10 protein-coding genes are annotated in these 10891 nt (G+C 65.5%); 3 read left to right on the forward strand and 7 right to left on the reverse strand.

Annotated features, from left to right (window positions below; genetic code table 11):
- On the forward strand, positions 1-323 hold a 323-nt coding region (locus WAW85_RS05445), incomplete at its 5' end, for a DUF2568 domain-containing protein (RefSeq protein WP_422558627.1).
- Positions 324-365: 42 nt separating this feature from the next.
- Here WAW85_RS05445 and WAW85_RS05450 read toward each other — a convergent pair.
- The 3 genes from WAW85_RS05450 to WAW85_RS05460 all read right to left on the reverse strand — a co-directional run bounded on the left by WAW85_RS05450 (position 366) and on the right by WAW85_RS05460 (position 4149).
- Positions 366-1034 carry a DUF3558 family protein gene (locus WAW85_RS05450; protein ID WP_422558628.1) on the reverse strand — a complete coding sequence of 223 codons (669 nt, stop codon included), beginning with the start codon at positions 1032-1034 and terminating at the stop codon, positions 366-368.
- A gap of 563 nt (positions 1035-1597) precedes the next feature.
- Positions 1598-2740, reverse strand: coding sequence for a cystathionine gamma-synthase (locus tag WAW85_RS05455; protein WP_422558629.1), 1143 nt, complete (start codon positions 2738-2740; stop codon positions 1598-1600).
- Positions 2737-4149, reverse strand: coding sequence for a cystathionine beta-synthase (locus WAW85_RS05460; RefSeq protein ID WP_422558630.1), 1413 nt, complete (start codon positions 4147-4149; stop codon positions 2737-2739). The genes WAW85_RS05455 and WAW85_RS05460 overlap by 4 nt, the downstream gene beginning before the upstream one ends.
- Before the next feature lie 42 nt (positions 4150-4191).
- Between WAW85_RS05460 and WAW85_RS05465 the strand changes: the two genes are divergently transcribed.
- Both WAW85_RS05465 and WAW85_RS05470 read left to right on the forward strand, forming a co-directional pair.
- A complete protein-coding gene (locus tag WAW85_RS05465; protein WP_422558631.1) occupies positions 4192-5415 on the forward strand; it encodes an acetyl-CoA C-acetyltransferase in 1224 nt (407 codons plus the stop codon).
- A gap of 105 nt (positions 5416-5520) precedes the next feature.
- Positions 5521-6438: a type IV toxin-antitoxin system AbiEi family antitoxin domain-containing protein gene (locus WAW85_RS05470; RefSeq protein ID WP_422558632.1), complete on the forward strand. Its 918-nt coding sequence runs from the start codon at positions 5521-5523 to the stop codon at positions 6436-6438.
- 108 nt (positions 6439-6546) lie between these two features.
- Here the strand turns inward: WAW85_RS05470 and WAW85_RS05475 are convergent, their stop codons facing one another.
- The 4 genes from WAW85_RS05475 to WAW85_RS05490 form a co-directional block, all read right to left on the reverse strand.
- The gene (locus WAW85_RS05475; RefSeq protein ID WP_422558633.1) at positions 6547-7428 is read right to left on the reverse strand and encodes a Bax inhibitor-1/YccA family protein; all 882 of its coding nucleotides are present in this window, start codon (positions 7426-7428) and stop codon (positions 6547-6549) included.
- Between the two features lie 118 nt (positions 7429-7546).
- Positions 7547-9760, reverse strand: a complete 2214-nt coding sequence (locus WAW85_RS05480) for an MMPL family transporter (RefSeq protein ID WP_422558634.1) — start codon at positions 9758-9760, stop codon at positions 7547-7549.
- Between the two features lie 5 nt (positions 9761-9765).
- Complete coding sequence (locus WAW85_RS05485; protein ID WP_422558635.1) at positions 9766-10254, reverse strand: DUF6114 domain-containing protein; 489 nt, start codon at positions 10252-10254, stop codon at positions 9766-9768.
- Positions 10238-10843: a DUF6230 family protein gene (locus WAW85_RS05490; protein WP_422558636.1), complete on the reverse strand. Its 606-nt coding sequence runs from the start codon at positions 10841-10843 to the stop codon at positions 10238-10240. The genes WAW85_RS05485 and WAW85_RS05490 overlap by 17 nt, the downstream gene beginning before the upstream one ends.
- Between the last annotated feature and the right edge of the window lie 48 nt (positions 10844-10891).

The raw sequence follows: 10891 nt of genomic DNA on the forward strand, positions 1-10891 counted from the left end.
CGCTGGGGATCCTCGGAATCTGGGCGTGGCAACTATTCCCCGACCATCTGGTCCCTCGGACCGTGGCCGTCGTGGCTGTGGTGGCCGTTGTCGCGACGCTGTGGGGCCTCTTCGCGGCCCCGAAGGCCCGCGTGCCGTCGTTGCCGGCCGCGATCGCGGTGAAGGCCCTCGTTCTCGGCGGCAGCGTCCTCGCCGCGCAGGTGATCTGGGCCAACCCGGCGTTCACCGTCACCTGGGCCGTGATCGTCGTAGTCAACACGACCCTGACCTACCTCGGCCCGTACGCCCGCCGCCGACCGGTCCCGCCAGCCGATGCCGCTTAGTGCAGTCACCAGTCGACTGCACCAAGCGGCAACCCCTCGGGCTCAGCGCGGCATCTTCCCAATCGTCGCCTCAGTGAACGCAATAGCCCGATCGCACACCTCCCGCACCGGCGGGTGCGGAAGGCCGTGGTGAATCGCCAAAGTAGTGATACCAGCGCGAGCGGACTGTACGTACGTCATGCACTCACCGAGGTGTGGCGAATCAGTGACCCCTGCAGCTCTACCGCGGATGGTCCGGTCCGGCATCCAATGATCCTTCGCGTACTTCCGTCTGTAGTCAGCCAGGCTCCCCGAGTTCGCAACCATCTGCGTCAACGACCAATGGTCTTGACCTCGATCTGAAAAGTAGTCCCAACTACAGCCCCGCAAGGTCTGCCCGTCCGTTCCGGCGGCGTCGCTAATCGATGAGTGGTCGATACCCAACGCAAGAAGCGTTGCTTCATCAGGCGTCACACACGGTTCGTACGCGGTCCCGTCGTTCCGGGGGTTCCAACGCTGCGTGAAGGTTGTGTCGAATGGTAAGTCCACGGCGGAGCTCGACGTAGACGCGCTACCTCGCTTATCGGCCCCTTGGACAGACCCTGATTGATCTGGTGCGCGACGACACCCCACGAGGACAACCACCAGCGAGAGCGCGAGCAATGTAACTACACATCGCCGCTGCACCCTAGTGCTCGATCCCACCTGAGGCCGCTTCGTCGGTTGTCGCATAAGAATCAGCCGACCGCTGACACTCCGAAGCCGTCTGCCTGAGGGCACTTGAAATTCGCGTTCCTTCTGTCCTCCAGGACGAAAGCGCCGTATTCAACTTATCAAACAGGGCCTGACCTTCTACGCAATCAGCACCAAAGCAGTTCGAGCGAACCGTCGACGCAGCCGCGTTGACGAGCTGATCCAACTCCGCCGCCGCTTCTTCAGCGACTCGGGCGCGGTCGCGCCAGACCGAGGCGATCGATACGACCTCCGGCATTGCGACCCCCGCTCAAGAGAACCAGCATTTGCGGCAGCAGCGGTGATGGTGGGAGCCGACTCCCCCGCCGCCGGCTCCCAACACCACTCCCCCCTGAACCGTGAGTTCCGCACTCCCCCGGGGCGCGGATTTCACCGTCTGTTAATTAGACGCACGGAACCGCGGTCCGGTTCCATCTATGGCGAAGATTCTTCAAAATTCTTCGCATCGGCGCGACTCGGAGAGCGCCGGCACCCCTCGCACCGTCGGCGTTCTCCGTCGTCAAACAGATAGAGATGCGCAACGACAGAAAGGTTCCCGAACCTCAGCCCAAAGCTTGTTCCACGTCGGCGACGAGGTCGTCGATGTCTTCAATACCCACCGACAGCCTCACCAGATCGGCCGGAACCTCCAGCAACGACCCCGCGGTGGAGGCGTGGGTCATGGCGCCCGGGTGCTCGATCAGCGACTCGATGCCACCGAGCGACTCGGCGAGGGTAAACACCTTGGTCCGGGCGCAGAACTCCTGCGCGGCGATCTGGCCGCCCGCGATCCGCACCGAGATCATCCCGCCGAAGCGGCGCATCTGCTTGGCCGCGGCGGCGTGGCCGGGGTGCGACTCGAGACCCGGGTACAGCACCTCGGTCACCTTCGGATGCGCAGACAGCACCTCAACCAGCTTCTCGGCGTTGTCGCAGTGACGTTCCATCCGGACGGCGAGCGTCTTGATCCCCCGCATGGTCAGGTACGCGTCGAACGGCCCGGGCACCGCGCCCGCGCCATTCTGCAAGAACGCGATGTCGGCGTCGATCTGCGAATCGTTCGTCACCAGTGCGCCGCCAACCACATCGGAGTGCCCGCCGAGATACTTCGTGGTCGAATGCACAACGATGTCGGCACCCAGATCCAGCGGCTGCTGCAGGTACGGCGTGGCGAAAGTATTGTCGACCACCAGTTTTGCACCAGCGTCGTGCGCGATCTGCGCGGTCGCCGCAATGTCGCCGACGTTCAGCAGCGGGTTGGTCGGCGTCTCGATCCACACCAGCTTCGTGTTCGGCTTGATCGCGCGCGCGATGGCCGCGACGTCGTTCACCGGAGCCACCGAGTACTCGATCCCCCACTGCGAGAAGACTTTGTCGATCAACCGGTAGGTGCCGCCATATGCGTCGTTCGGGATCACCAAATGGTCGCCGGGACGCAGCGTGGCGCGCAGGATCGCGTCCGTGGCCGCCATCCCGGAGCTGAAGCCGCGCCCGTAGGTGCCGTTCTCGATCGCCGCCATGTTCTCTTCGAGCACCCGGCGCGTCGGGTTACCGGTACGGGCGTACTCGAAGCCATCGCGCATCCCGCCGACGCCGTCCTGGGCGAAGGTGGAACTGGCATAAATGGGGACGTTCACCGCTCCGGTGCGCGCCTCCGGATCCCAGCCCGCGTGGATGGCCTTGGTAGAAAATCCCTGATCGGTCACTCGTCGTTGTCCTCACGAATCGGAAGCGGATGGTGGCTGGCGTAGGCGAGCAGATCGTGGCGGGTGATCACGCCGACCGGTTTGCCGTCCTCGACAACCATCAACGCATCGGCGTCGCTCAAAGATTCCATCGCCGACGACACCGGCTCCCCGGCACCGATCATCGCGAATGCCGGACCCATGTGCGCCGACACCGGATCGGCCAGCGTGGCCCGGCCCTCGAACACCGCCGACAGCAGATCGCGCTCGTTCACCGAACCGGCGACCTCGCCAGCCATGATCGGCGGCTCCGCACCGACGACGGGCATCTGCGAGACCCCGAACTCGCGCAGGATCTCGATCGCATCGCGCAGCGTCTCCTGCGGGTGAGTGTGCACCAGATCCGGCAGCGCGCCGGTCTTGCCACGCAGCACCTCGCCGACCGTCTCCTCCGGCCGTGCGCCCTCCAGCGGTGTACGCAGGAATCCGTAGCTGCTCATCCACTCGTCGTTGAAGATCTTCGACAGATAACCGCGGCCACCGTCGGGCAGCAGCACGACCACGAGGGCCTCGGGGCCCTCCCGCTCGGCGACCTGCAAGGCGGCGACGACGGCCATACCGCACGACCCACCGACCAGCAGGCCCTCCTCGCGCGCCAACCGACGCGTCATCTCAAAGGAGTCGGCGTCGGACACGGCGATGATCTCGTCGGGCACCGTCGGGTCGTAGGCGTCCGGCCAGAAGTCCTCGCCGACACCCTCAACCAGATACGGCCGACCCGAACCGCCGGAGTAGACCGAACCTTCGGGGTCCACGCCGACCACCTTCACCCGGCCGCCGGAGACCTCTTTGAGGTATCGCCCGGTTCCGGTGATCGTGCCGCCGGTACCGACGCCGGCGACGAAGTGAGTCACCTTGCCGTCGGTGTCCGCCCAAATCTCCGGTCCGGTGGTCTCGTAATGACTCTGCGGTCCGGCCGGGTTCGCGTACTGATTCGGCTTCCACGCGCCGTCGATCTCGCGGACCAGTCGATCGGACACGTTGTAGTAGCTGTCCGGGTGCTCCGGCGGCACCGCCGTCGGGCACACCACGACCTGAGCCCCATACGCGCGCAATACATTTCGCTTGTCTTCGGCCACCTTGTCGGGGCACACAAAGACACAGTGGTAGCCGCGCTGCTGCGCCACCAACGCCAGACCGACGCCCGTGTTGCCCGACGTCGGCTCCACGATGGTGCCCCCGGGCTTCAGCGCGCCGGATGCCTCAGCGGCGTCGATCATGCGCGTCGCGATTCGGTCTTTGGAACTGCCGCCCGGGTTCAGATATTCGAGCTTCGCGGCGACCAGACCTGAGCCTGGCTTCACCACCGAGTTGAGCTTGACCAGCGGAGTGTTACCGACCAGATCGACGACGTGATGGGCGATGCGCATGGATCCATAGTTGCACGAACCGCACTGAGCTACCCTGGCCCCATGCCTGAAGCTGTCATCGTTGCCACTGCCCGCTCCCCTATCGGCCGCGCCGGAAAAGGTTCCCTCAAGGACCTGCGTCCGGACGAGCTCGCCCGCCAGATGATCGCCACAGCGATCGCCAAGGTCCCCGAGCTCGATGTCGCCGACATTGAGGACATCCACCTCGGCATCGGTCAGCCCGGTGGAGCCGGCGCCTACAACATCGCGCGCGTGGTCGCCGTCGAGCTCGGCCTCGACCACGTCCCCGGCGTCACCGTCAACCGCTACTGCTCGTCCTCGCTGCAGACCACGCGGATGGCACTGCACGCCATCAAGGCCGGCGAAGGCGACGTCTTCATCTCCGGCGGCGTGGAGAGCGTCTCCAGCTTCGGCACCTCCGGTGCCGCCGACGGCCTGCCCAACTCCAAGAATCCGATCTTCGCCGACGCCGAGGCCCGCACGGCGGCCACCGCGCAAGGCGGCCAAGGTCCGTGGCGCGATCCGCGCGAGGACGGCCTGATTCCGGACATCTACATCCCGATGGGCCAGACCGCCGAGAACGTGGCCACCTTCACCGGGATCTCCCGCGAAGACCAGGACCGCTGGGCCGTCCGCAGCCAGAACCGCGCCGAGGAAGCCATCAACAGCGGCTTCTTTGCCCGCGAGATCGATCCGGTCACCCTGCCCGACGGCACCACGGTGAACACCGACGACGGTCCGCGCGCCGGCACCACCTACGAGAAGATCAGCCAGCTGCAGCCGGTGTTCCGCCCGGACGGAACCATCACCGCCGGTAACGCCTGCCCGCTGAACGACGGCGCCGCTGCCCTGGTGATCATGAGCGACACCAAGGCCAAGGCACTCGGCCTGACCCCGCTGGCCCGCGTCGTCGCGACCGCTGCGACGGGTCTCTCGCCGGAGGTCATGGGCCTGGGCCCGATCGAGGCGGTGCGCAAGGTGCTGCGCGTGGCGAACATGTCGATCTCGGACATCGACCTCTACGAGATCAATGAGGCCTTCGCGGTGCAGGTGCTCGGTTCGGCCGACGTCCTGGGTATGGACCACGACCGCCTCAACGTGTCCGGCGGTGCGATCGCGCTGGGTCACCCGTTCGGCATGACCGGCGCCCGCATCACCACCACACTGCTGAACAACCTGCAGACGCACGATAAGACCTTCGGTCTGGAAACCATGTGCGTTGGCGGCGGGCAGGGCATGGCCATGGTCATCGAACGCCTCAGCTGACCGCAGATACCTGACCCGGGCCCGCCCCGGAAGAAACTTCGGTGCTCGGAGCGACATCATGTGTCGCTCCGAGCACCGAAGTCTTTCTGCGCCGCCGGTGTGTCGATGGAACCGGAACGCGATGCGGTGCGTCTAAGCGATATGGACGCGGTAGAAGAGTTCCTCGCCGATCACGACGGCATCATCAGCATGCGCCAGGCCCGCGGACTCGGCTTGTCCCAGCGCCAGGTCGCCTACCGGGCCAAGAAGCAGCGCTGGCAGCGTCTGTCGCGCGGAATCTACATGTCCGGCCAACACCACCTGACCGACGTGGCCCGGGTTCGCGTCGCGGTGGAAACACACGACGCCGTCGCCGACCGCACGGCCGCCGCGTTCTGGCACGGTCTCATCTGTGAGCTACCGATCGCGGTCACCGTCAGTGCTCCGCGCACCGTGCACGGCAAAGCCACCTCACCGGTGGCCGCGTCGGTAAGGCGCCGCACCTTCCCCGCCGAGGACCTGGAGGAACTCCGCGGAATCTCGGTGACGCGGAAGTCGCTGACCGTGCTGGCCGCCGCAGCCGAGCTCGATGACGGGGTGGCCCTGGTGGACCGCACGCTGCAGACCGGTGATGTGACGATCGAATCCCTCTGTTCGGCCCTGGATCGCAACTCGGGACTCCACGGACTGCAGGTCGCCCGCGAGTTGGTCGAGGTGCTGGAAAGCGGCAGTCAATCGGTCGCCGAACGACTCTTTGTCGACTTGCTGAAACTCCACCAGATCACCGGCTGGGTCCAGCAGCTCGACCTCTTTGGCAAGCCCCTGGACTTCGCATGGCCGGAGCACCGCGTTGCGGTCGAGATCAACGGCTGGTCGTATCACCGCACCCATTCCCGGTTCGAATCCGACGGCAGCAAGGCCGCCACCCTGGCCGCGATGGGCTGGCTCCTGCTGCCGTTCTCCTGGAAGGCCGTGCGCTATGACGGCGAGGAATCCATGCGCAAGCTGACGAGCGCCCTGTACGCCCAAAATTTTGCGCTGTGATCCCCAGACCAAGAAAGCAGCGCCGCCCCTCTCGGATGGAGAGGGGCGGCGCTGTGGTTTCGACAAGCTCAACCGGCGAAACTAGCTCGGCCGGCGAACCTGTAGACGCTAGTCGCTGTTGAGGTAGCTCAGCAGACGCAGGACCTCGACGTACAGCCACACCAGGGTGACCGTCAGGCCGAGGGCCACACCCCAGGCGGCCTTCTCCGGAGCGCCGGCCTTAACCAGTTTGTCGGCGGCGTCGAAGTCGATCAGGAACGAGAACGCGGCGAGCGCGATGCACACCAGCGAGAAGATGATCGCGATGGGACCGCCGCTGCGCAGGCCGGTGTCGACGCCGAACAGGCTCAGCACCAAGTTCACGAGCATGAGGCCAACGACACCGAACATGCCAGCCATCAGCATGCGGGTGAAGCGCGGGGTGACGCGGATGGCGCCCACCTTGTAAACCACCAGCATGCCGACGAAAACGCCGAGCGTGCCGATCACTGCCTGGCCGATCATCGCTCCGGCGCTCACGCCGTCAGCGACTGTCCAGTTCGCGAACACGAACGAGATCGCGCCGACAAACAAGCCCTCGAACGCGGCGTAGGCGAGCACGATGGCCGGGTTGTCCTGCTTGCGGCCGAAGCTGGCGACCATGACCAGAATGAAGCCCACGATGCCGCCGACGGCCAGCAGCGGCATAGCCAGCGCCGACTGCGCTTCCACGGTGGCGCGGGTCGCGATCGCCGCGTAGGTGGCGACCGCAAACGCGATCAGCGTGGCCAGCGTGATACCGGTCTTGACGACGACGTCGTCGATGGTGATGGCCCGGCTAGTGGCAGGTGCCGGGGCGAAACCCTGGTCCTGCAGGTACGGGTTGTTCTGCTGCCCGGCCTGGTAGGCGGCCTGCTGGGCGCCGGGAATGGCCTGGTTGAAACCTGCGTAGGGGGCAGGCTGGTTATCGCGGACTACGCCGCGCATGACCGGATTGCTGCTCTCGCGCACTCTGGCTCTCCTTAGAAGTTCGATTTTGCGGCTCTCACCCGGTTCAACGCATGTCGGGCCGCAGCGGTTCCCACTTTACCGATTCTTGACCAAATCCGTTTAACTCGGCCCTTGTTGCTTACTCCTCGGTCAGCCCGATGCGGTCGTGCAGACGACGCAGCGGCGCAGGTGCCCACCAGTTCCAGCGCCCGGCCAACCGCATGAAGGCCGGCACCAGCATCATGCGGATCAAGGTGGCGTCCATCAGCACTGCGAGCGCCAGGCCCACCCCGAACATTCGCATGAACGACACCTGCGAGGCGGCGATCCCGGTGAAGACGATGGCCATCAGCAGTGCCGCCGCCGTCACCACCCGGCCGGTGCGGGCCAAGCCGATGGCGACGGCGCGGTCGTTGTCGGCACGCGTCTGCCCGGACTTGAGCCATTCTTCCCGGATTCGCCCGAGCAGAAACACCTCGTAGTCCATCGACAAGCCGAACGCAATGCAGAACATCAGCACCGGCATGGTCGCGACGAGCAGTCCAGTGGCCGTGGTGCCCAAGCCGCCCAGGTGGCCGTCCTGGAAGATCCACACCATCGCCCCGAACGTGGCCGACAGACTCAGCACGTTCAGCACCAGTGCCTTCAACGGCAACACGAGGCTGCCGGTGAACAGGAACAGCAACACGTAGGTGGACACCGCGATCAGCAGCAGCACCCACGGCAGGTACCGATAGATCGCGTCGACAGTGTCGGCGTTGACGGCGGCCAGTCCGGTGAAGCTCACTGTGGTGCCAGGTGGCCGCGGTACCGCACGCAGCGCGGCGATCTGCTCCTGCCCGGCAGCCTGCATGGGTTCGACGTCGCCGCGGATCTCGAACTTCGCGTCAGCGCCGATCACCAGCCCCGGTTGCGGCGGCGCGATCAAGTGCCCGCCGCGGAAGGCACCGACCGGACTCGACACGATCACTACATCGGGGACGGTCGAGAGTTCGGCGGCGTAGTCGCTGAGCACGAACGTGTCGGCCGGACCCTGCACGATGGCCACCACGTTCGACAATGCGCCGTGGTCGTAATCGTCGCGAATTTCTTGCGCAACTGCGTGCGCGGAGGACGACTCGGGCAGCACACGGTCGTCGGGGAAGCCGAACTTGATGCCGGTGAACGGCAGGCCCAGCACGACCAGCAGCGCGGTGATGATGATCCCCACCGGGACGGCGCGCCGCAGCACCCACTGCGCACTGCGGTACCAGAAGGTCGCTTCCAGCGGTTTCGGCTGCGGCTCGGGACGCCGGAACAGTCTGCGGAATGCGCGGCGCAGATCGAGCGCGTCGACGCGATCGCCGAGAACGGCGAGCAGCGCTGGGGTGAGCACGATGGCCGCGAGCACCGCGACAATCACCACACCGACGCCGGCGTAGGCGAAGGAACGCAGGAAGTACATCGGGAAAACGGCTAGGGCCGCCATCGAGAGCGCCACGGTGATGCCGGAGAAGATCACCGTACGGCCGGCGGTGTTGATAGTGCGCACGATGGCGTCGGCCCGCGACTGCCCGGTGCCCACTTCTTCGCGGTAGCGGGTGACGATGAGGAGCGTGTAGTCGATGGCCAGTGCCAGACCCATCGCGGTCGCGAGATTCAGCGCGAAGATCGAGACGTCGGCCACCGATGTGATCACTCGAAGAAGCGCCAGCGTCGCGACGATCGCGACGACGCCGATGACGACCGGTAGCGCGGCGGCGACCGCACCGCCGAAGATGATGATGAGCAGCAGGAAGCTGATCGGGATCGCGATGGCTTCGGCGATGAAGAGGTCCTTGGACGTCTGATCATTGACCTGTGTGTAGACCAGCGCGGCACCGCCGACCTTGATCTCGATGCCGTCGCTGACCCCAGTCAGCTCGGTATCGAGCTGTTTCGCCATTGCTGGCGCGGTCGAGTCGTCACCGTCGATTGACGCCGCGATCAGCGTCGATCGTTGGTCTCGGCTGAGCAGTTCGGCGTCGAGGTGCGGCGAGTTCCAGACGGTCAGGATCGGTTGTTGGACGAAGCCGGTGTTCTCGAGCTGCGCGATCACCTCGTCGGCGACCCTCCGCGCGGCCGGGTCGGTGGCCATGTTCATACCGACCGGACCGTCGAGTTTGACGATGACCTGTGCGCCGCCCTGCCCGAAGACCTTCTCGATCGCCTCGGCCGCGTGCGTCGACTCGCCAGTTGGGTCCTCGTAGCCGCCGGCGAGCATCTTCTCGGCTGCGCCGAGGCCGAACAGACCCATCGCGACGAGCAGTGTCACGGCGAGGGTGAGCACTAACTTGGGTGCGGCGATCACCCGACGGGTCAGGCCTTCGAGCATGACGCCTACTTCACGGTGTCGCCGGGGACCTGATCTTCGGTGGGGATCACTTCGGTGGGGATCACTTCGGTGGGGATCACTTCGGTGGGCTGATCGTCCGAAGCCTCAGCCGCTTCCAGTGGTCGCCAGGCGAGGATCAGCGCAGCGCCGATGATGCCAAGCAGCGTGCCCAGGAAGTAGCCGCCGAAGTTGGCGGCGGGGAAGGCGACGAGGGCGATGATCATCGCGGCGACGCCGGCGAGGACACGAGCGTGCAACCAGAAGAGTGCGCTGACCGCACATAGGGCCATCAGGACTGACAGCACGATCGTCGAGACACCGGAGATGGTGGAGACTGTCAGAATCAGGTCACCGAGACGGAATCCGTTGAGTGAGGGGAGGCCGAGGAAAATCGCCGAGATGACGAGCAGGATGCCGCCCACGGCGGGGCGCTGCTTGGACCAACGACGAAGGTCGGAAAAGAACTTTTTCAACGGCTCAGCAGGTCTTGCCATCGCCGCGGACGACGCTCACCTTGGCGCCGGCGACCGACAGCTTGCCGGCGCGCATGGCCTGTACGTCGGCACCGACGTCGAGGATCGAGGCGCTCGGCGCGGCGATCGCGGTAGCCAGCATGGACGATTCGGAATCCCTGGCCGGCTGCGCTGAACCGACGACGACGTTAGCCAGTGCCATATCGGCGCTGAGTCCGTCGACGTCCATCATCAGGTTGGTGGCGGTGGTGTTGGATCCCGGCGCCTTAATAACCATGGTGACGGTGCCGATGCCGGGCAGGTCCGGCGCCTTCATGGCGAGGCAGAGATCGCTGAGGGTGGCCGCACCCATGGTCACCACGACGGTCTCCACGCGGCCGTTGTTCACCGTCTGGATGGCCCGCGGGTAGACGGCGACGTCGGAGCCTTCGATCTTGGACAGCGAGGCTTCGAAGTTTTGACCGGAGACGGCCATCTGGATGGGCACCTCGCCGCGCACCATGCCGACACCCATGAAGGTGAAAATGCCCAGACCGAGCAGCAGTGCGGGGATAAAGATCTTCGCCCGGGTCTGCCGAACTTTCTTCGGCTTATCGCGCTTGCTCTTCATCGGTGACTCCTTGGCTGCGTTCATCGCGACAGGTCAGAGGGGCCATGA

This window comes from Gordonia sp. (in: high G+C Gram-positive bacteria) (genome assembly GCF_049299075.1).
Classification (GTDB): Bacteria; Actinomycetota; Actinomycetes; order Mycobacteriales; family Mycobacteriaceae; genus Gordonia.

What these genes read in the sequence shown, in the direction of transcription:
- WAW85_RS05470 (WP_422558632.1), top strand. Translation starts at nt 5,521, where the DNA reads ATGGAACCGGAACGCGATGCGGTGCGTCTAAGCGATATGGACGCGGTA.
- WAW85_RS05480 (WP_422558634.1), bottom strand. Translation starts at nt 9,760, where the DNA reads ATGCTCGAAGGCCTGACCCGTCGGGTGATCGCCGCACCCAAGTTAGTG.
- WAW85_RS05465 (WP_422558631.1), top strand. Translation starts at nt 4,192, where the DNA reads ATGCCTGAAGCTGTCATCGTTGCCACTGCCCGCTCCCCTATCGGCCGC.
- WAW85_RS05490 (WP_422558636.1), bottom strand. Translation starts at nt 10,843, where the DNA reads ATGAAGAGCAAGCGCGATAAGCCGAAGAAAGTTCGGCAGACCCGGGCG.
- WAW85_RS05460 (WP_422558630.1), bottom strand. Translation starts at nt 4,149, where the DNA reads ATGCGCATCGCCCATCACGTCGTCGATCTGGTCGGTAACACTCCGCTG.
- WAW85_RS05450 (WP_422558628.1), bottom strand. Translation starts at nt 1,034, where the DNA reads ATGCGACAACCGACGAAGCGGCCTCAGGTGGGATCGAGCACTAGGGTG.
- WAW85_RS05485 (WP_422558635.1), bottom strand. Translation starts at nt 10,254, where the DNA reads ATGGCAAGACCTGCTGAGCCGTTGAAAAAGTTCTTTTCCGACCTTCGT.